Below are 18,891 nucleotides of genomic sequence, written 5' to 3' on the forward strand. Positions count from 1 at the left end.
CAGCTTATTATCAATAAACGAAATCCAATTGGCAAAGGCAGAAAAAAAGGTAACTCCATTAATGCAGCAGTATAATGCAATCAAGGTGAAATATCCAGGTGCGTTATTGTTGTTCCGTGTAGGTGATTTTTATGAGACATTTGGTGAAGATGCCATAAAGGCGGCCAGTATTTTAGGAATTGTACAAACGAAGAGGGGGAATGGTACCGAATCCGAAACTGCTTTGGCAGGTTTCCCGCATCATTCTTTGGAGACTTATTTACCCAAATTGGTTCGTGCTGGACAACGGGTGGCAATTTGCGACCAATTGGAAGATCCAAAACAAACGAAAACAATCGTGAAACGTGGGGTTACTGAATTGGTTACCCCGGGTGTGTCGTATAATGATAATATAGTACAGCAGAAATCTAATAATTATTTAGCTTCTATTTATTTTGATAAGACTCAGATTGGGATTTCTTTTTTAGATATCTCTACCGGGGAGTTTCTTGTTGCTCAAGGCACCTCTTCTTATATTGATAAACTTCTACAGGGATTTAAACCGACAGAAGTAATCATGTCCAGAAAACAATCAAAAGAATTTACGGAACATTTCGGTAACCAGTATTATACCTATACTTTGGATGAGTGGCCATATACAGGTGACTATGCGACAGAAAATCTATTAAAACATTTCGAAGTTAATTCCATGAAAGGTTTTGGTATTGATCGTATGCCTGTAGGTGTTATTGCTGCAGGTGTTGCGTTGCATTATTTGAATGAGACCGAGCATCGCAATTTGCAACATATCTCAAATATTGCTCGTATCGAAGAAGATCGCCATATGTGGTTGGATCGTTTTACAGTACGTAACTTGGAATTGATTGGTTCTGCTAATGAGAATGCAACTACGTTATCTGATGTTTTAGATCAAACAGCTTCACCAATGGGAGCTCGTTTACTGAAACGATGGATCGTAATGCCTTTGAAAGATCGTAAATCTATTCAAGAACGCTTGGATGTTGTCGCCTATTTTTCGGAACATAAAGAATTGCGTGATGCATTGATTCAAGAAATCAAATATGTTGGGGATTTGGAACGTTTAATCTCCAAAATCGGTCTACAGAAAGCTTCTCCTCGGGAGATTGTGCAATTGAAGCGCGCATTATATGCCGTTGAGAAACTCAAAGAATTAACCAATCAGGAAAATTCTGAAGCCCTTCGGGTGATTGCCGAACAATTGAATGTCTGTTCTATCATTCGTGATAAAATCGAAAGAGAGGTTTTTCCAGAACCTCCAGTAGCACTGAATAAAGGTAATGTGATTGCTGATGGCGTGGATGAAGATTTGGATCGTCTACGAAAAATTGCTTTCGGGGGTAAGGATTACCTCATTGAGATACAAAAAAGAGAGGCTGAATTAACGGGTATTCCTTCGCTTAAGATTGCTTTTAATAATGTCTTTGGTTACTATCTGGAAGTGACCAATACGCACCGCGATAAAGTACCTGAGGGCTGGATTCGTAAACAAACGTTGGTGAATGCAGAGCGTTATATTACGGAAGAGTTAAAAGAGTATGAAGATCAGATTTTAGGTGCTGAGGAAAAAATCCAAGTTATTGAGAATCGTCTCTATGCAGAGTTGCTGATTGCTATCGCTGCTTATATAAAACCGATACAATTGAATGCGCAGTTGCTAGCGAAGTTAGATGTGTTGTTGAATTTTTCGGTTATCGCAGAGAAGAATTATTATGTTCAGCCTGAGATTTCTGAAAGTAAGGTTTTGGATATAAAGGGTGGTCGTCATCCGGTTATTGAAAGGAAAATGGCTATTGGTGAGGATTATATTACCAATGATGTTTATTTGGATAACGATACACAGCAGATTATCATTATAACAGGTCCGAATATGGCGGGTAAGTCTGCGCTCTTACGTCAGACTGCTTTGATTGTATTGATGGCTCAAATAGGCTCTTTTGTACCTGTAAAGGAAGCTAAGATTGGTCTTGTTGATAAGATTTTCACTCGGGTAGGGGCTTCTGATAATCTGTCTTCAGGTGAATCGACTTTTATGGTTGAGATGAATGAGACGGCAAGTATTATGAATAACCTTTCGGATCGTAGTTTAATCTTGTTGGATGAGATCGGTCGTGGTACGAGTACTTATGATGGTATTTCCATTGCTTGGGCTATTGCAGAGTTCTTACATAATCACCCTACTGCTAAGGCAAAAACTTTATTTGCCACGCATTATCATGAGTTGAACGAATTGACAAATTCGATGCCTCGTATCAAGAATTATAATGTGACGGTAAAGGAGATGAACAATAAGGTTATATTCTTACGTAAATTAGTTCCAGGTGGTTCAGAGCATAGCTTTGGTATTCATGTTGCAAAATTGGCAGGTATGCCCTCTAAGCTACTTTCACGTGCCAATGAAATATTGAAAAGATTGGAACAGGAGCGAACTGGGGGAGAGCAGATCAAGGATAGTATGCGGAAAATCCAAAAACAAGCATATCAATTGCAGATGTTTTCTATTGATGACCCTGTTTTGGAAAAAATTCGTGATATGTTGAATAATTTGGATGTCAATACGTTGACTCCTGTTGAGGCACTGATGAAGCTGGATGAAATCCAAAGGTTATTGAAGAACTAGAAGCGGAAAAATAGTTCGAGGCTTCCGTAGTGATTATAAATAGCACTCATGAGCTTACTATCCCACTGGTATGGGGTATAATGATAACCTGCCTCGAGCCCGATGTAATTTTTTCCTTTTAGTTGACGCATGGTGGCTAAACTCAGGCCAAGGTGCATGGTATTGACTGTATATAATTTTTTTGAGCTTCCGCCGTAGTTATAATCGCCATATCCATCGTAATAATCGTCTGTATAAACATCTTCTGAGATTCCTGTATCAATCATATCTATTCCTAGATTGAGTTTCGGAATAATAATGAATTTGGTATTATCATAGATTTTATAGCCTACTGAGCCTCCAAAAAATAAACTAAAGTTAGCGTTAACGGATTCTGTTTGATTGTCATAATTGTAGTCGAAATTTCGGTCATTGCTATTAATTCGAACTTTAAAACCACCTTCGAAAATAAAGGATTTTTTCAAGGAACTCATGACCGTAAACCCAAGAGACATATTGGTTCCAAATGTGGTGTTTTTACCGCCTAGTGGTCCATATATCCCAATATAGGGTAGGAAACCCAATTTCGACTTATTATAGTACTCTTCCAATTCTAATTCCGTTTCTGCTTGTTCTTCTTCTTGTATTACAGGTTCTTCTTTAATTAGGGGAGGGGCTATGCTTTCAACAACCTGTTTTTTTAATAACTCTTCATTGGAAAAGAGGTTGAGGATATCAATTTCTGAATCGGACAGCTTATAAGATTGGGATAGCAACAAGGCTTTTGCACGAGTCTTAATTAAAAGATCGATCGGATGGCGTAATGGAAAATAATTGTATTGCACTTTATTGGATTCATATTGATAAGCATAATCCTCTCGTTCAGCATCTTGAAAACGCTTTATCAATTGCTCATCAAAGTGCATTTCTAAATATTTATTGATAGCATGAGAACTGCTTTCTTTCGCTATGATCAACTTTAATATCTGGATACGCAGCGATAATTCGGTTGGTCCACAGCTGCGCTCAATATCTGCTAATAATGGCATGAGTGTTTCATATTGATTTCCATTTAATGCGATTGTCAAGGGTTCTAACGAGTTCTTCAGCGTGGCTTCACATTTTTCTTGTGCAAAAGAAGAGGGTACGATATACACGAATGAAATAATGCTGTATAAAGTAAGTAGTAGATAACGATTCATATGCTGTGTTATTAATAAACCAAAGTAAAGAAAATTTATCTAAATATTATGGTAAGCTCATAAGCTAGCATTATTAAAAGATTTATCTTTGTGGTCATGGCTTCTATATTTCAGTTTAAAGAGTTTGCAGTAGATCAGTCGGATTGTGCGATGAAAATTAATACAGACGGTGTTTTATTGGCTTCATTGGTCGATGTTGGTTCTTCCGCCCGTATATTGGATATTGGTACAGGAACCGGCGTCATTGCTTTGATGTTGGCACAGCGGTGTTTGGATAGCGAAATAGCTGCTGTGGAAGTGGATTCCCTTGCAGCAAAGCGTGCTGAAATGAATTTTAATAGTTCTCCATATGCCGAACGCATGAAGCTACACGCTTGTTCTTTTCAAAATTTAGATGACATTGGCTTATTCGATTTTATCATTTCCAATCCACCTTTCTATACAGATTCTTTGCATAATCCGGATGCTCGAAAAAAATTGGCTCGACATACTAATTTGGAGTTTTTTAACGAATTGTTGCAGTTTTCGGCTGCTTCTCTCCAGCAACAGGGTAGATTGGCGTTGATCTTGCCTACTTTATTAGCGGAAGAGCTGGGGGTAATAGCACAATCTTTTGGTTTGAATCTTTTAGAGGTTATCCAGATTCGTTCTTTTGAAGGAGAGGATATCATTCGTAAGATTGTTATTTTTCAACAGGGTTTTGGTGGCGACGTTGCCATTTCTGATTTTATTATTTATCAAGCAAAGGGTGTCTATTCGGATATGTATAGAGCCACTTTGAAGCCTTATTTTTTAGCTTTTTAATATGACTAGGATTGGATTGATATCAGATACACATGCTTATTTGGATGAAGCTGTATTTAAACATTTTGAGCATTGTGATGAAATTTGGCATATTGGTGATTTCGGTAATGCTGCTGTTGCTGATCAGTTGGAAGGGTTTAAACCTTTGCGGGGAGTGTATGGTAATATTGATGACCATCAGTTGCGTCTTCGTTTTCCTGAAGACTTGCGGTTCACTTGCGAGGGGGTGGATGTATGGTTGACCCACATTGGAGGTTATCCGGGTAAATATGCACCCAGGATAAAGAAGGAGATCACGGAGCATCCACCACAACTATTTATAACAGGCCATTCGCATATCTTGAAAGTGATGTTTGATCAAAAGTTGAAATGTCTACATCTGAACCCAGGTGCAGCAGGAAAACAAGGTTGGCATACGGTAAGAACATTGATGCGATTTGAGATTAATGGAAGTAAGATCGAGCATCTTGAGGTTATTGAACTCGCAGGCCGATAAGTAGTATATACATCGGTGGATTATATTTCATTTTTTGAAAGTGGATACTATTAACTTATCCAACAAATTGAAAATACCGCTTTAAAGCACCACTTTCTCTAGCTACTTCTTTGGTTTTGGTAGTCACTTTGTTTGGATAAGTGTTCTCTTGTTTTTAAAAAGGAAATACTTATCCACAAGATGTAGGCAGTTGTGGGCAATATGTGCTAGTTGTTTCGGATAAGGATACACTTCTTTGAATGTTGTGTGTCCTCTTTGACAATGAGTGAACACTTGTTGTGAACAACTAGTCTCTTGTTAACAAAAGTGAATGCTAGTTTACCAGAGTTATTCACTTGTTGTGAACAAGTGCACAGGAATTGTGAAAAAGTGTCCACTAGTTTGAACATGTGTTCATATCTTGTTAATAAGTCGTTTGTTCTTATCGATAAGGGAGCACTGCTTCTGAATAAGTGTTTATTTGTTGGAAAGATGGTACCCGTTCTTTAGAGAATCTATCCACATCTTGGGAATAAGTGGCACCTCTTGTGAATAAGTGTTCACATGTTCTCAAGTTTGGTTCACTTTTTTTAAAAAAATGGTCACTACTTTTAAACAAGTGAATAGTGAAAGCCAACAAGTGATTAGTTTTTGGAGGGGATATTTCACTTTTTCTCCTTTTAAACGTCCCATATCGGCTTTACAATTGTAATTATTACTTTTAGCAGCGTTATGTTTGTTCCATGATGTTCGTCCGGAAGTGCCTCTCTCTAAACTAAATTTTTAATGGGACTTAGGTGCTATGGTATTTTAAAAGGAAGGGAAATAAAAAAGTAATCTTGGACCATTCATTGATCGATAATGATAAAGTTGAATACTTTGAAGAACAACATGATCTACAGCAAAAGTTTATGGATTGCGGCATTGAGTATGCCTTAAGTGTGCTATTAGATTTTGAAAACAAACCTGTTTATTAAAAAATATAAGTCAAAAATCAATAGGTTGAGTTGCTATTAAAATTAAGTATATCTGTTCCTAGATCTATAAATAATTATAGGCTATCACGAACCTCTAATAGGAAGTTTTTCAATTTCTCTAATGAATCCAAAACGCGCTGATTTTCTTTAGCTTCTGATTTGTTCGTCCGAAGGTATTCTCGCGCACCTTGAAGGGTGTAACCTTTGTCTTTTACCAGATTGAAGATAATTTTTAAATTAGCAATATCATCTTGTGTGAACAGACGGTTTCCTTTTTTATTCTTTTTGGGTTGAATAATGTCAAATTCACGCTCATAAAAACGAATTTGGGAAGCATTGACATTGAACATTGCAGTCACTTCACCCATCGTATAATACAATTTATTAATTTCGCGCTCTTTGTAAGGCATACTAATTTGTTAATTTATATATAACAAACTTAGATAAATTTACTTAGATACGCAATTGTATTGTGTATCTAAGTGAAGTTATTCGTTATCATGTACTTAATACTGATGTATCTTGGGTATTTTTCTTCTGCTTTTGAGATGTGTATCGGGTATAGCAATATCCTGTTTGATTGATAGGAATAATTGGTTATCTTGATTCAACGTATTTAAAGATTAGATTTTAAAAATAATATGATTGTGATAAGCCGCTTCTGGACGAAAGTTTTTTCATTGGGAAAAGCTGATGCGATCACTATCTATCCGTTTGTTTTTTTGAAGAGCAGGATTTTTAAGCATAATCTGCAGCTTATCAATCATGAAAAGATTCATATGAGGCAGGCTACAGAGCTATTGATCGTGTTTTTCTATATCAGCTATCTACTCGAGTTTTTATTCCGATATGTACAATATCGAAATTTCCATCAGGCTTATTTGAATATATCGTATGAAAGAGAAGCTTATGCGAATGAAGCCAATTTTGATTATTTATCGCAACGAAAGTTTTGGGCCTTTAAGGATTATATCAAAAAATAAGAGCTCCATTTTGTGGAGCTCTTATTTTATTCTTTTCCTTATTAAATAGACTGCCTTTTATTTAAGCAATCTCAAGTAAGTGGATACTTTTTCTTTTAATTGTCTTCTATCTACGATGAAGTCTAAGAATCCATGCTCTAAAATAAATTCTGAAGTTTGGAATCCTTTTGGAAGGTCTTTTTTGATTGTTTCTTTGATAACACGAGGTCCTGCGAAACCAATTAAGGCACCAGGTTCAGCGATATTAATATCTCCTAACATGGCATAGGAAGCAGTTACGCCACCTGTTGTTGGATCTGTTAATAAACATACATAAGGTAAACCAGCTTTAGCTAGCATGGCTAATTTTGCTGCAGTTTTAGCCATTTGCATTAAAGAAAATGCAGCTTCCATCATACGTGCTCCGCCTGATTTGGAAATCAGCATAAACGGAATTTTATGTTCGATACAATAATCTATGGAGCGTGCAATTTTTTCACCGACAACGGATCCCATTGAACCTCCAATGAAAGTGAAGTCCATACAAGCAATAACAAGCTCTTGGCCATCAATCTTACCATGTCCTGAACGAATCGCATCTACCAAACCTGTTTTAGCTTGACTTTCTTTTAAGCGTTCCGCGTAAGGTTTTGAATCGAAGAAATTAATCGGGTCTCCTGAGCTTAATGTAGGGAATAATTCTGTAAACTCATTATTATCAAAAATGATTGAAAAATAGGCTGCAGAACCAATTCTAAGGTGGTATCCACAGTATTGACAAACGTAATTGTTTTCGATTTGTTCAAGGTTCAACAACGGTTTTTTACATGATGGACATTTGTTCCACAATCCGTCTGGGGCCTCTTTTTTATTTTCTGTTGCCGTGTTAATTCCGGCTTTATCTCTTTTAAACCAACTCATACGATAGTTCTAATTCAGTTACAAATAAACAAAATTATTTTGTTTAGTAGAAGTATTCCTTAAAATTGCTGTGTATTTACGATTTGTGAAAGGAAGCTACCCGAAATTTTGGGCATAAAAAATGGGTAAGCTCCTTTTATCGCACCGCTCAACCAGATACCCTTGCTTTGTTCCCAACCTGGGGGAGTCAATGGGAGCTGGTCGTAAAAGACTTACCCACCACAAAAGTAGAAAAAAAATCGTTCTAAAGAAAGATTTTTTGCTAATTGTGCTTAGCCCACTGATAGTCAGGGAGAATAATTTTATGTCTTATCTTTTGCATAGTCTCCGCAGAGCGAATAATACCCAAAAAGCCCAAGTCCAATTGAAATAATTGGCGTTAAAATGAACATAATGATGATTCCGAAGACTAAATCTTCTTGATGTCCTATTTTTATTTTAGGAATCGCCAATTCAAATAGGCAAAAATATGCGGTGTATAGGGCGAGTGCTATCCAGAGGATGCCTAATATTCTTTTTAGATTATCCATTATTGAGATGATTAGGTTTGTTTTTAATGTAAATGGTACCAATGATAAAACATACTGCAGCAATTATGATGGGATACCATAGGCCAGCCAAATAGAATTCGGGGTCAAGGGCAAGTTGGGCATTGGTGGTGAGGTATGTGGATATGGCTGGAAGTTACCCCCCAAATATGCCGTTTCCTACATGGTAAGGAAGCGACATGGACGTATATCGGATCTTGACTGGGAACATCTCTACTAGAAAAGCAGCAATTGGCCCATAAACCATGGTGATATAGATGATCTGGATAAAAATGAGTGCTGTTAGCCACAATCTATTTTTGCCGTGTACGGTCACCGTTTTTTTGATGACGGGTTCTTTTGTATTAGACTTTTCCTGGCTTATCTGCTGTTCATATGTGTCATCTGTATAGTGCGTGATGGTTTGTATCTTATTCTCTTCCAACTTTAATGTTTCGGTCGAACGGATATCTTTTGTAGTGGTATCTGCGAGTTGGTACATGGCTTTATATATTGGTCGGTAAGTGCATAACGCAAGTAACATACCTAAAAGCATGATCCACTTTCGTCCAACTTTGTCGCTTAGCCAACCAAAAAAGATAAAAAATGGTGTACCTACGAGTAATGCTGTACCCAATATCATATCGGCTTCATCTGAGTTGAGGTGCATGACGGTCTTCATATAGCTCATGGAGTAGAATTGGCCTGTATACCAGACGACACCTTGTCCCATAGCTGCACCGAATAAGGCGAGCAGTACAAATTTAAGGTTATAGCGATTGCCGAAACTTTCTTTTAACGGATTTTTACTGGTTGTACCCTCTTCTTTAGCCTTGGCAAATTCTGGTGATTCACTCATGTTTTTACGGATGAGATAAGATACATAGACCATCAGAAGGGATAGAATAAAAGGAACCCGCCAGCCCCAGTCATCAAATTGCTGTTCGGTGAGGATGTTTTTGGTGACGAGAATAACGACAAGCGAAATAAAAAGACCAAAGGTAGCTGTTGTCTGAATCCAAGATGTCCAATAGCCTCTTTGCCCTTCTGGAGCATGTTCAGCGACGTATGTGGCTGCTCCGCCATATTCACCGCCTAATGCAAGTCCTTGCAATAGGCGAAGGATGAGCACGAGTAAAGGGGCCAAGAAACCGATGCTTTGGTAACTTGGTATACACCCGATTAAAAATGTAGCTCCACCCATGAGTAGTAGTGTGACCATAAAGGTGTATTTTCGGCCTATTAGATCACCAAGTCTTCCGAAGAATAGGGCGCCAAATGGTCTGACGACAAATCCTGCTGCAAATGTCGCTAAGGTGGATAGAAATGCCGCTGTTGGATTGTCTGCAGGAAAGAATTTGGTCGAAATCACGATGGAAAGGCTTCCGAAAATAAAGAAGTCGTACCACTCGATGAGTGTGCCCATTGAAGAGGCACCAATTACTTTCCAAATGGTTTTATTGTTTGGACTTTGTTTCATTTAGGTTGATGGTTTATTGGATTAGGTTGTCTTATAGTTGGTATATTTTTCCGGGTAAAGAGGTGATATGGCCACTCATTTCCATTTCTAGAAGTACCATGGCTAGCTTACTTTGTGGCCATGCGCAGTATCTACTGATTTCGTCAATGCCCACTTGTTGTTTATCTTGGATGAAAAGATAGAGGTAAAGCTGTGCTTCATTGAGCTCTGGAGGCATGAGCGTGAGCTGAATAGCCTCTTTTACTTTTTGATTTTCCCAATTCATGAGGTAGCACAAATCTTTAACATCTCTGATGAGATGAGCGCGATTGGTTTTGATCAGGTAATTGCATCCGGCAGAATAGGGGCTGTCTATTGCTCCTGGAAATGCACATACATCGCGGTTGTAGCTGTTGGCTATTTCTGCAGTAATAAGTGCTCCTCCTTTTGTGGCGGCTTCTACGACAATAGTGACGTCGGACATACCTGCAATTATGCGGTTGCGCATGGGGAAGTTCTGACGATCTAAATTGCTGTCTGAGGGGAATTCGGTTATTAAGCCCCCTTGTTGTAGCATTGCAGATGCGACTTCTCTATGACTGGCTGGATAGATACGGTCTAACCCGTGTCCCAATACACCAATTGTGGGTATTTGTTGTTTTAAAGCATTTTTATGGGCCATGATATCGATACCGTAAGCAAGTCCACTGATGATGGTGGTATCTAATGGTTTCAGCTGTTCTAGGAGCATTTCGCAAATATGCCGACCATAGTTTGTTGCATTTCTTGTTCCTACAATACTGACTACTCGTTCTTTATTGAGGTCTGCATTGCCTTTGTAGTATAGGACTAGCGGTGCATCTTCACAATTTTTTAATTTCTGTGGGTAGTCTGGATTTGCAATCCATAATACTTGGATTTGATGCTTTTTAATAAATGCAATTTCTTTTTCTGTGGCTTTTTGATAGTTTTTACTGGCTATTTCTGCGGCTGTTTTACTATTTACCCCTGGTATTGTTGCTAATGTGCTGGCCTTTGTTTCTAAAATCTCTTGCACAGATCCACACTGAGCGAGTAAAATCCGCGCAGTTTTAGGACCTACTCCCTTGATTTTGGTGAGTGCTATTTGATGATAAAAGTTCATAGTTGGTTATTTAAAGATAGTAATATTTTATTGAATTTCAGTTGTTAACGTTTATTTGTTGTTTTTTTTTTAATGGTTTTGGCAAGAATTTTTGAGGCATTTTTAGAGAATATTGAGATAGCTTGTATCTTTGTACTAAATAAAAAGATTTGACTATGGAAATGAAAGAACCTTTTGATATAGAAATTGAGGATGTTGTTTATTCTGTTTTCCCTGAGGAGGAAGATACTTACGTTATTTTTAAAGAGGGGGTGGAGTATGTGCAGATCATTAAGGATACGGAGAGCTTATGGTTAAAAACTAATCCAGAGACGGGTTTGCCGATGTTTGGTATGGATGAAGAGGTGAACGCTATTGGCAAAAAAATTATAGAAGAATTGGGTTAATTTTTTAAGATCGATAGACAGTTAAACAAAGTTAAAATCTTGTGTTGCGTTTCTTTTGTTGTTATGTTTAAATAACCAAATTATAAGAAATGAATCCAGGCCGTTTACTTTTTTTGCTGTCTATCTGTCTCGTTTTGTTTTTTAGCAGGGCGAAATCTTCATCTGCTCGTATAGCTCTTTACATTCAGGATACCAGTCGTCGGGACAAAAAGTTGGTTAACTTTGATACGACTAAAATGGATACTGCGCTAGTCGTTGGTGAAAAATTGTCGGCGGAAGAAAAGATGGCGGAAAAGCAAGTCGCATATAAGTCGATTTATTTTTGGGGAGATACCAAAAATATGGTCACCTTACCACATCAGGGTGGTCTCGCAATTAATCTCAATAAGTTATATAATCTGTTGAGCAGGCAGGGTAGAGCATCGCGACGACTTCAGCGGCAGTTCGAACGGGAGTTTGAACAAGATAAGGTATTAGCGCAATGGAATGCCCTATCCGAGGCGTATACTCCTTTAACGGGAGACTCGTTGATAAAATTTCGTATTTACTATCAACCTTCTTACAAATGGTTACGGCATTCAGACCATTATGATCAAATTGCTTATGTACAAAATAATTTAAAAAACTATCTGGATTCTGTTGTAATCATCCACCAACGTTTGAGTCTCCCCAAATTGGAAATCTTAAATCCCTAAATTACATAGGGACATAAACGACATATTTTGTTTCAAAGAAATCTTCTTTGAAGTAATCTGATAAGGGATGCAATTCCGCTTTTAAGCGTGATTCTTTAATCTCTTCTTTTAAATCGCCACCTTTGAGGTATAGGATACCGTTAGGGACTCCATTTTTATCTTGTTTGAGAAACTTGTTGCGTATCCAAGGTGCAAAATCTGCTAATCGTGTTACTGCTCGTGATACGACAAAATCGTATTTATCATCTAACTGTTCTGCACGGATGTGATCGGCTTCTACATTCTTTAACCCCAATGCTGCTGCAATTTCGCGTACGACTTTTATCTTTTTTCCTATGGAGTCTACTAAGTGAAAGTGGACTTCTGGAAATAGTATAGCGAGTGGAATCCCTGGAAATCCACCTCCTGTGCCTACGTCTAAGATACGTGTGCCTGGTGCAAATGTCATCGCATACTTAGCGATGCCCAGTGAATGTAACACATGGTGCAAATAAAGGCTTTCCACGTCTTTGCGTGAAATGACATTGATCTGGTTATTCCAGAATGGATATAGCTCTGCTAGTTGTGCAAACTGGGTTTTCTGAACTTCTGTTAAGTTCGGAAAATATTGATATATGATATCTACTGTAGGATTCAAAGCGAAAGTTTTAAAATGAATATTATTTCCAGCTAATGGATTTCTTTTTTCGGTTAAATAAACCGTTGGTACAAATATAGAAATAGTAGATGATGTCTAATAATGGTAACCACCAAATGAGATCAAAAACTGCTAATTTCTTATAAATGGAGCTAAAAGTGATAAGCTGTGCAAGTAAGCGAATGAGGTAAGCTGCTACTGGCACATACCAGTAATTGGGGAATAATATTGCTGTTATGATGATAGCGCAATAAAACATAAAAGAAGTAATCAGTTGGATACCGAGCATACGTTGATGCTTTTTCTTGTAGATAACGGAAGCACCGGAATGTCTTGCTTTTTGCTTATAGTAGCTTTTCCATGTTGTTTTGGGTTCGGAGTATACGATAGCATCCGGATGGATGGATATAATGGTATTGCTCTTGGTAGCATTTTGATTGACAAAAAGGTCATCATCTCCCGATTTGATATGCATATGGGAAGCAAACCCCTTATTGCGAAAGAATAAGGATTTCGTATATCCCATATTTCTTCCAACAGCCATATAAGCGTCTTTTTTTAAGGCATACGAGAGGTAGCTCATGGCCGTGTGTGTGGTTTCAAAACGGATGAGCTTGTTTAAAAATCCTTTATATTTGAAATAGGGAGAATAGCCGATCACAATCTCCTTATCTGGTTGACTTAATGCGCCAACAATTTCTTTTAACCAATTGTTGGAGTTTGGATTGCAGTCAGCATCTGTAAAGACCAACTTTTCATGTTTAGCGGATTTGATACCGAGTGAGACTGCGAACTTCTTGCCATGTTTAAGACGTATATGTTCTTTTATATCGACAACACGTAAGTGATTATATTTTGATTCAAAATCTTTTAGAACCCACCTGGTTTCATCGGTAGAGTAATCGTTGACAACAATAACTTCAAAATCAGGGTAATCTTGTTCTAAAATAGAGGTTAGAAACTGTTTGAGGTTTTCCTGTTCGTTATGTGCACATATAATGACCGATATAGGGTCTACTGTCTCTTGTTGTTGATAGGATTGTACTTGGTGTCGACTTAATTTTCCATATACAACTATAATATAGTACAATTGGAAGAGCAACAATAGTGCAATGATGCCAAGGGCGATGTAAGGGTAATAGAGGGCGTATTGTTGTACGATGGTCATATGTTGCAAAGATAGTATGTTCGAAGGATATTTGTTTTATTATTGTTTTTTGTAGCATAAATGTTAAAATGTTGTGAAAGGTCAATCTTTGCATTGGTTTTTATAGTATTTTTGCAGAGATTTTTGAAAAAAGCAAGTCGGGGAATTTGTTTTCTGAAACTTTAAGAATCATCAAATTAGACTCCCCAAAAAAATAAATATTTAATGAAATTCACCCTTCAAGTACAAGATAAATTTTCGAAAGCGCGTGCAGGTGTTGTTGAGACTGCTCACGGAAAAATTCAAACGCCTATTTTCATGCCTGTTGGTACCGCCGGTACGGTTAAAGGTATTCATCAACATGAATTAAAGAATGATATTGAGGCTCAAATAATATTGGGTAATACCTATCACCTGTACTTAAGACCGGGATTGGATGTTTTGAATAAAGCTGGAGGACTTCATAAGTTTATCGGTTGGGATCAACCGATTTTAACGGATTCAGGAGGCTATCAGGTGTACTCTTTATCTGACAACCGTAAGATAAAGGAAGAAGGGGTTACTTTTCGTTCGCATATAGACGGCTCTAAGCATTTGTTTACGCCAGAGAATGTGATGGATACCCAACGTGTCATCGGTGCAGATATTATTATGGCATTTGATGAGTGTACGCCATACCCATGTGATTATGGTTATGCGCGACGTTCGATTGAAATGACGCATCGTTGGTTGAAGAGGTGTTGTGACCGTTTTGATAGTACAGAGCCTTTATATGGTTATGACCAGACGTTATTCCCAATTGTTCAAGGGTCTGTTTATAAAGATTTACGAGAAAGATCTGCTGAGAAAATTGCTTCTTTCAATCGTGAAGGAAATGCGATCGGAGGCTTATCTGTTGGTGAACCGGCAGAGGATATGTATGCGATGACAGAAGTTGTCTGTAATATCCTTCCAGAAGATAAACCGCGATATTTGATGGGAGTGGGTACACCGATTAATTTATTGGAAAATATCGCACTGGGTATCGATATGTTTGATTGTGTGATGCCTACACGTAATGCACGTAATGGCATGTTATTTACACGTCATGGCACCATTAATATCAAGAATGAAAAATGGAAAGATGATTTTTCTCCGATTGATCCTGATAGTGATCTTTTTGCAGATCAGGTATATACAAAAGCTTATTTGCGTCATTTAATTCGTTCTCAAGAACTTTTAGGTGCACAAATTGCTTCTTTACATAACTTACACTTCTATTTGTGGTTGGTGAAGGAAGCACGTGAGAAAATTGTAGATGGTACATTCTACGATTGGAAAAATAAAATGGTAAAGGTTTTGGGTCAACGTTTGTAATTTTTTGCATCTTAGTAACATTATGTTTTCTATCATTGATCGTTATATTATTAAAAAGTACTTGAGCACATTTGTGTTCACGATGGCTATTTTTACAGTTGTCATGGTTATTTTTGATATTTCAGAGCGGTTGGACGATTTCTTGAAGTATAATGCTCCTATGGACAAGATCATATTTGAATATTATGCGGGATTCATTCCGTTTTATTTGAATTTCTTGTGTCCTTTAATCAACTTTATCGCTGTCATTTTCTTTACTTCGAAGATGGCCGATCAAACGGAAATTGTCCCCATATTAAGTGCTGGATATAGTTTTAATCGTCTTCTAAGGCCGTATGCGTTCTCTGCAACCTTAATATTTGCGGTTTCTTTTATTTTTAATCTCTACATTATTCCGAAAACGAATAGAATTAAGATTGGATTTGAGAATATCTATGTGAAACCACTTAAAGATAATACCAAGATTTCTACGCATATGCAGATTGATAAAAACAGTTATGTGTATATAGACAATTTTGATAATAATTCGAAGGTTGGCTATAAGTTTGTCTTAGAGAAGTTTAAGGGCGATACCTTGTTGGAAAAGATGATCGCTGAACGTATTACTTGGGATTCTGTGTCGACGAAATGGAAAATACACGATTATACAAATCGGGTTATTAATGGTCTTCATGAACGGATGGATAAAGGGGTCGTAAAAGATACGACCTTGGATATGAAACCAAGCGATTTCGAACTGTACGATAATATTTTTACAGCAATGGATACCAAGGAGCTGAATGAGCGCATCTATAAAGAAGAGATCAGGGGGACAGGGATGATGACGGACCTTAAGTTGGAAAAGTATAAGCGGTATGTTTATCCTTTTTCGGCATTTGTATTGACGCTGATGGGGGTAGCATTGTCTTCTAAAAAAGTAAGAGGGGGTATTGGTTTGAGTCTAGGGATTGGTATTGGTTTGAGTTTTACCTATATCGTTTTTATCCAGTTTGCCAATATGTTCTCGTTAAAGGGTGGGCTTCCACCTTTGATTGCGGTATTAATTCCCAATGTAACATTTTTAATTATTGCAATCTATTTGGCGATTAGAGCGCCAAAATAAATATTTCCACTGATGTCTAAAATAAAAATTAATCAGAATGTTCTTATTCTGCATTTAACGATTCTGATATGGGGCTTTACCGGTATTTTGGGGAATTTAATTTCGATTTCTGCGATACATCTTGTTTGGTATCGGGTTGCCATTGCGGCGATTTCCCTATTTATATATCTTATTGTAAGTAAGCAACAAATCCGTGTGACGCGCAGAGACTTGCTCTCCTTTACTATGGTTGGGGGGATAGTAGGTCTGCACTGGGTCTTGTTTTTTTATGCGATAAAAATATCGACAGTATCAGTGGCTTTGGTCACTTTGTCTTCCCTCACGCTGTATACTTCTATTTTGGAACCTCTTATCAATAAGCAAAAGATAGCGATGATGGATATGGTTGTCGGTATTGTGATTATAATGGGAATCTATATGATATTCCAATTTGAATCGAATTATATCGAGGGTATTATTGCGGGTCTGTCCTGTGCATTTTGTGCGAGTATTTTTTCTATTGCAAACTCAAGGATGGTAAAAAAATCGAGTGCTACCTTAATCACTTTTTATGAAATGGTGGGTGCTTTCTTTTGGGTATCTCTATTCATGGTTTTTAGTGGAGACTTCAATGAGCAGATGGCATTGAATCAATCGGATCTCATCTATTTATTGATTTTAGGTGTTCTATGTACTGCTGTTGCGTATGTGTTAGGTGTTGCGGTGATGAAAGAATTGAGTGCTTTTACGGTTGCGCTAACCACTAACTTGGAGCCTGTATATGGTATTCTGTTGGCGATGCTCATCTTTGGACAGAAGGAAACAATGAGTCTGGGATTCTATGGTGGCGCTGCTATTGTTTTGGGTGCGGTATTCTTTTATCCTTATCTGAAGACAAAAATTGAAAAACGGAAACAGGATTTGATTATTAGAAAGATTTATTAGTATGGTAAAACGCAGCTGACTTTGCGTTATATTTTCTTCAATGAATAAGCCTCGTAAATATACTTTACGAGGCTTATTTATTTTTAATAACTGGTATTTACGAGAATTGATGGATCATTTCTTTGCTTTCAAGTTCGGATACTCCCATGAGAAATTCATCGACTTTTCGGGCGCATTCACGACCTTCTGCTATCGCCCATACGACTAATGATTGCCCTTTTCTACAATCTCCGGCGGTGAAAATATGATCGACCGAGGTTTTAAAGGCTTTATCTGTTGCTATGATATGACCATGGATATCGACTTGAACACCTAATTTTTCTGGTAATTGTTGTTCTGTATGTTGATAACCAACAGCTAGTAGCACCAAATCTGCCGGAATTTCTTTTGGTTCGGATTTACTTATCTGGGTTTTTCGTCCATAATCATCCACTTCATATTCGACTTCTATGATTTGTACAGTTTTGACATTCCCATTTTCATCACCAATAAATGCTTTTGTTTCTGTTGCCCAGAGGCGCTCGCATCCCTCTTCTTGAGAAGAGGTCGTATTGAACGTGATTTTATCCATTGGCCAAGGGTTGTTTTTCAATCTTTGTTTTGCAGGGATGGGTTTGCGGGCGATCTGTCTGATGCTTTTGGCTTGTTGACGATTGGCCGTTCCGATGCAATCTGACCCTGTGTCACCATCACCAACAACGACAACATGCTTACCAGTTGTCATGATTTGAAACTCATGATCTTCAATTCCACTTACTTTCTTATTTTGCTGTTTTAAGAAATCCATTGCAAAATGAATACCTTTTAAGTCTTTTCCGGGGATATCGAGCTGCCAGGGCACAGTAGATCCTGTGGCTATAATAACAGCATCATAGGCCAGCAATTCGTGGATAGGAATATTTTTTCCGACTTCAGCATTTACCTTAAACAAGATACCTGATGCTTGCATGATGGAAATTCGTCTATCGATAATTTTTTTATCCAATTTAAAATCAGGGATACCATAGCGTAATAAACCGCCTACTTGATCATCGCGTTCAAACACCACCACATCATGTCCGGCCTTATTCAATTGTGCTGCGGCTGCTAATCCTGCAGGGCCAGAACCGATTATAGCGATTTTTTTATTCGTTTTAATATAATTTTTATGTGGTTTTACGTAGCCTTTGTTAAAGGCGATTTCGATAATATGCTTTTCAATCTCTTCAATGGCAACAGGTGAACTATGAATGCCGAGAACGCAGGCAGACTCGCAGGGGGCTGGACAAATTCGTCCCGTAAATTCAGGGAAGTTATTTGTTGAGGAAAGGATATTGTAGGCATCCTCCCATTTTCCATCGTATACGGCATCGTTAAATTCAGGAATAACATTGCCTAAGGGACAGCCTGAATGACAAAATGGTATACCACAGTCCATGCAACGTGCTGCTTGTTTATGTAGTTGGCTATCGGAATAGCCTTTGTTAAATTCTTGATAATTTTGTATCCTGCTTGCTACCGGTTCTTTTTGTGGAAGCTCGCGCGTGTATTCTTTAAATCCTGTTATTTTTCCCATG

The 18,891-nt window shown here is 37.7% G+C and carries 18 protein-coding genes, 1 other RNA gene and 1 pseudogene; 10 read left to right on the forward strand and 10 right to left on the reverse strand.

Features of this window, described 5'->3' with window-relative positions:
• Nucleotides 1-28 precede the first annotated feature (28 nt).
• Nucleotides 29-2,638, forward strand: a complete 2,610-nt coding sequence (mutS, locus tag KO02_RS03345) for a DNA mismatch repair protein MutS (protein ID WP_038695828.1) — start codon at nucleotides 29-31, stop codon at nucleotides 2,636-2,638.
• On the opposite strand, the gene KO02_RS03350 is transcribed toward mutS, so the two are convergent.
• Nucleotides 2,635-3,819: a hypothetical protein gene (locus KO02_RS03350; RefSeq protein ID WP_051959748.1), complete on the reverse strand. Its 1,185-nt coding sequence runs from the start codon at nucleotides 3,817-3,819 to the stop codon at nucleotides 2,635-2,637. The genes mutS and KO02_RS03350 overlap by 4 nt on opposite strands.
• Nucleotides 3,820-3,915: 96 nt before the next feature.
• On the opposite strand from KO02_RS03350, the gene KO02_RS03355 reads away from it, so the two are divergent.
• The 3 genes from KO02_RS03355 to KO02_RS23715 all read left to right on the forward strand — a co-directional run bounded on the left by KO02_RS03355 (nucleotide 3,916) and on the right by KO02_RS23715 (nucleotide 6,075).
• The gene (locus tag KO02_RS03355) at nucleotides 3,916-4,623 is read left to right on the forward strand and encodes a tRNA1(Val) (adenine(37)-N6)-methyltransferase (protein WP_038695830.1); all 708 of its coding nucleotides are present in this window, start codon (nucleotides 3,916-3,918) and stop codon (nucleotides 4,621-4,623) included.
• 1 nt (nucleotide 4,624) lies between these two features.
• Complete coding sequence (locus tag KO02_RS03360; RefSeq protein WP_038695832.1) at nucleotides 4,625-5,119, forward strand: metallophosphoesterase family protein; 495 nt, start codon at nucleotides 4,625-4,627, stop codon at nucleotides 5,117-5,119.
• An 818-nt stretch (nucleotides 5,120-5,937) separates the two neighbouring features.
• Nucleotides 5,938-6,075 (forward strand): hypothetical protein, encoded by a 138-nt coding sequence (locus tag KO02_RS23715; RefSeq protein ID WP_158500261.1) that lies wholly within the window; start codon nucleotides 5,938-5,940, stop codon nucleotides 6,073-6,075.
• A 74-nt stretch (nucleotides 6,076-6,149) separates the two neighbouring features.
• Here the strand turns inward: KO02_RS23715 and KO02_RS03370 are convergent, their stop codons facing one another.
• Nucleotides 6,150-6,485, reverse strand: coding sequence for a MerR family transcriptional regulator (locus KO02_RS03370; protein ID WP_038695836.1), 336 nt, complete (start codon nucleotides 6,483-6,485; stop codon nucleotides 6,150-6,152).
• 231 nt (nucleotides 6,486-6,716) lie between these two features.
• Here KO02_RS03370 and KO02_RS03375 point away from each other — a divergent pair, with 231 nt between their 5' ends.
• A complete protein-coding gene (locus KO02_RS03375) occupies nucleotides 6,717-7,058 on the forward strand; it encodes a hypothetical protein (protein WP_038695838.1) in 342 nt (113 codons plus the stop codon).
• Nucleotides 7,059-7,115: 57 nt separating this feature from the next.
• Here the strand turns inward: KO02_RS03375 and accD are convergent, their stop codons facing one another.
• From accD to dprA, 5 genes and pseudogenes are all read right to left on the reverse strand, one after another.
• Nucleotides 7,116-7,958, reverse strand: a complete 843-nt coding sequence (gene accD / locus KO02_RS03380) for an acetyl-CoA carboxylase, carboxyltransferase subunit beta (RefSeq protein WP_038695839.1) — start codon at nucleotides 7,956-7,958, stop codon at nucleotides 7,116-7,118.
• 120 nt (nucleotides 7,959-8,078) lie between these two features.
• Nucleotides 8,079-8,176: signal recognition particle sRNA small type (ffs, locus tag KO02_RS23165), an RNA gene on the reverse strand.
• Between the two features lie 84 nt (nucleotides 8,177-8,260).
• Nucleotides 8,261-8,488 (reverse strand): DUF6814 family protein, encoded by a 228-nt coding sequence (locus KO02_RS03385; RefSeq protein ID WP_038695842.1) that lies wholly within the window; start codon nucleotides 8,486-8,488, stop codon nucleotides 8,261-8,263.
• A pseudogene (locus KO02_RS03390) lies at nucleotides 8,481-9,965 on the reverse strand (MFS transporter). Before KO02_RS03390 ends, KO02_RS03385 begins: the two are co-directional and overlap by 8 nt.
• A gap of 31 nt (nucleotides 9,966-9,996) precedes the next feature.
• The gene (dprA, locus tag KO02_RS03395) at nucleotides 9,997-11,088 is read right to left on the reverse strand and encodes a DNA-processing protein DprA (protein WP_038695844.1); all 1,092 of its coding nucleotides are present in this window, start codon (nucleotides 11,086-11,088) and stop codon (nucleotides 9,997-9,999) included.
• Nucleotides 11,089-11,243: 155 nt separating this feature from the next.
• Between dprA and KO02_RS03400 the strand changes: the two genes are divergently transcribed.
• Nucleotides 11,244-11,474, forward strand: a complete 231-nt coding sequence (locus KO02_RS03400) for a hypothetical protein (protein WP_038695847.1) — start codon at nucleotides 11,244-11,246, stop codon at nucleotides 11,472-11,474.
• Nucleotides 11,475-11,563: 89 nt separating this feature from the next.
• Nucleotides 11,564-12,169 (forward strand): hypothetical protein, encoded by a 606-nt coding sequence (locus tag KO02_RS03405; protein ID WP_038695849.1) that lies wholly within the window; start codon nucleotides 11,564-11,566, stop codon nucleotides 12,167-12,169.
• Between the two features lies 1 nt (nucleotide 12,170).
• Here the strand turns inward: KO02_RS03405 and rsmG are convergent, their stop codons facing one another.
• Both rsmG and KO02_RS03415 read right to left on the reverse strand, forming a co-directional pair.
• Nucleotides 12,171-12,806, reverse strand: a complete 636-nt coding sequence (gene rsmG / locus KO02_RS03410; RefSeq protein ID WP_038695851.1) for a 16S rRNA (guanine(527)-N(7))-methyltransferase RsmG — start codon at nucleotides 12,804-12,806, stop codon at nucleotides 12,171-12,173.
• Nucleotides 12,807-12,828: 22 nt separating this feature from the next.
• Nucleotides 12,829-13,974 (reverse strand): glycosyltransferase, encoded by a 1,146-nt coding sequence (locus tag KO02_RS03415; protein WP_051959749.1) that lies wholly within the window; start codon nucleotides 13,972-13,974, stop codon nucleotides 12,829-12,831.
• Nucleotides 13,975-14,178: 204 nt separating this feature from the next.
• Here KO02_RS03415 and tgt point away from each other — a divergent pair, with 204 nt between their 5' ends.
• The 3 genes from tgt to KO02_RS03430 are packed head-to-tail and all read left to right on the forward strand — an operon-like array spanning nucleotide 14,179 to nucleotide 17,335.
• A complete protein-coding gene (tgt, locus tag KO02_RS03420; protein ID WP_038695853.1) occupies nucleotides 14,179-15,309 on the forward strand; it encodes a tRNA guanosine(34) transglycosylase Tgt in 1,131 nt (376 codons plus the stop codon).
• A 22-nt stretch (nucleotides 15,310-15,331) separates the two neighbouring features.
• Nucleotides 15,332-16,411 carry an LptF/LptG family permease gene (locus KO02_RS03425; protein ID WP_038695855.1) on the forward strand — a complete coding sequence of 360 codons (1,080 nt, stop codon included), beginning with the start codon at nucleotides 15,332-15,334 and terminating at the stop codon, nucleotides 16,409-16,411.
• 12 nt (nucleotides 16,412-16,423) lie between these two features.
• Nucleotides 16,424-17,335, forward strand: a complete 912-nt coding sequence (locus tag KO02_RS03430) for a DMT family transporter (protein WP_038695857.1) — start codon at nucleotides 16,424-16,426, stop codon at nucleotides 17,333-17,335.
• 97 nt (nucleotides 17,336-17,432) lie between these two features.
• Here KO02_RS03430 and KO02_RS03435 read toward each other — a convergent pair whose 3' ends face one another.
• Nucleotides 17,433-18,890 carry a glutamate synthase subunit beta gene (locus KO02_RS03435; protein ID WP_038695859.1) on the reverse strand — a complete coding sequence of 486 codons (1,458 nt, stop codon included), beginning with the start codon at nucleotides 18,888-18,890 and terminating at the stop codon, nucleotides 17,433-17,435.
• Nucleotide 18,891 lies beyond the last annotated feature (1 nt).

The sequence above is a fragment of the Sphingobacterium sp. ML3W genome (genome assembly GCF_000747525.1).
Taxonomy (GTDB): Bacteria; Bacteroidota; Bacteroidia; order Sphingobacteriales; family Sphingobacteriaceae; genus Sphingobacterium.

What these genes read in the sequence shown, in the direction of transcription:
- KO02_RS03350 (WP_051959748.1), bottom strand. Translation starts at nt 3,819, where the DNA reads ATGAATCGTTATCTACTACTTACTTTATACAGCATTATTTCATTCGTG.
- KO02_RS03355 (WP_038695830.1), top strand. Translation starts at nt 3,916, where the DNA reads ATGGCTTCTATATTTCAGTTTAAAGAGTTTGCAGTAGATCAGTCGGAT.
- KO02_RS03360 (WP_038695832.1), top strand. Translation starts at nt 4,625, where the DNA reads ATGACTAGGATTGGATTGATATCAGATACACATGCTTATTTGGATGAA.
- KO02_RS03370 (WP_038695836.1), bottom strand. Translation starts at nt 6,485, where the DNA reads ATGCCTTACAAAGAGCGCGAAATTAATAAATTGTATTATACGATGGGT.
- KO02_RS03375 (WP_038695838.1), top strand. Translation starts at nt 6,717, where the DNA reads ATGATTGTGATAAGCCGCTTCTGGACGAAAGTTTTTTCATTGGGAAAA.
- accD (WP_038695839.1), bottom strand. Translation starts at nt 7,958, where the DNA reads ATGAGTTGGTTTAAAAGAGATAAAGCCGGAATTAACACGGCAACAGAA.
- KO02_RS03385 (WP_038695842.1), bottom strand. Translation starts at nt 8,488, where the DNA reads ATGGATAATCTAAAAAGAATATTAGGCATCCTCTGGATAGCACTCGCC.
- dprA (WP_038695844.1), bottom strand. Translation starts at nt 11,088, where the DNA reads ATGAACTTTTATCATCAAATAGCACTCACCAAAATCAAGGGAGTAGGT.
- KO02_RS03400 (WP_038695847.1), top strand. Translation starts at nt 11,244, where the DNA reads ATGGAAATGAAAGAACCTTTTGATATAGAAATTGAGGATGTTGTTTAT.
- KO02_RS03405 (WP_038695849.1), top strand. Translation starts at nt 11,564, where the DNA reads ATGAATCCAGGCCGTTTACTTTTTTTGCTGTCTATCTGTCTCGTTTTG.
- KO02_RS03415 (WP_051959749.1), bottom strand. Translation starts at nt 13,974, where the DNA reads ATGACCATCGTACAACAATACGCCCTCTATTACCCTTACATCGCCCTT.
- tgt (WP_038695853.1), top strand. Translation starts at nt 14,179, where the DNA reads ATGAAATTCACCCTTCAAGTACAAGATAAATTTTCGAAAGCGCGTGCA.
- KO02_RS03425 (WP_038695855.1), top strand. Translation starts at nt 15,332, where the DNA reads ATGTTTTCTATCATTGATCGTTATATTATTAAAAAGTACTTGAGCACA.
- KO02_RS03430 (WP_038695857.1), top strand. Translation starts at nt 16,424, where the DNA reads ATGTCTAAAATAAAAATTAATCAGAATGTTCTTATTCTGCATTTAACG.
- KO02_RS03435 (WP_038695859.1), bottom strand. Translation starts at nt 18,890, where the DNA reads ATGGGAAAAATAACAGGATTTAAAGAATACACGCGCGAGCTTCCACAA.